This window comes from Acidovorax sp. SRB_24 (assembly GCF_012931925.1).
The window spans coordinates 1-265 of sequence record NZ_MWOM01000345.1 but is presented as its reverse complement, the minus strand read 5'-3'; the positions used below and the strand labels follow the sequence as shown (position 1 = coordinate 265).

Annotated in this window: 1 protein-coding gene; it reads right to left on the bottom strand. The window is 67.5% G+C overall.

Going from position 1 to position 265, the window contains the following annotated elements:
- Window positions 1-117: 117 nt before the first annotated feature.
- Window positions 118-265, bottom strand: a 148-nt coding sequence (locus tag B2J89_RS22205; protein WP_169170895.1) for an acetyl-CoA carboxylase biotin carboxyl carrier protein subunit, incomplete at its 5' end; no start/stop codon positions are given.

Genomic DNA, 265 nt, shown 5'->3' with positions numbered 1-265 from the left:
TTCGGATTTGGTGTCGGTACAGCAAAAAGTGATTTTCATGGCGTGCGAGGTTAACGCCTGCGCCGGCCGGGCGCTGTCGCACCGGGGTGCGAACGGCGTCCGGCCCGGTCTTGTGGCTCAGACGGCGTCGGCGATGGCGACGGCGGCCAGCTTCAGCAGCTCGGCGCCTTCCATGACCTGGTCGCCGGGCGCATACAGCAGCTCCTGCACCACGCCCGCGCGCGGCGCGGCGATGGTGTGCTCCATCTTCATGGCCTCCATCACG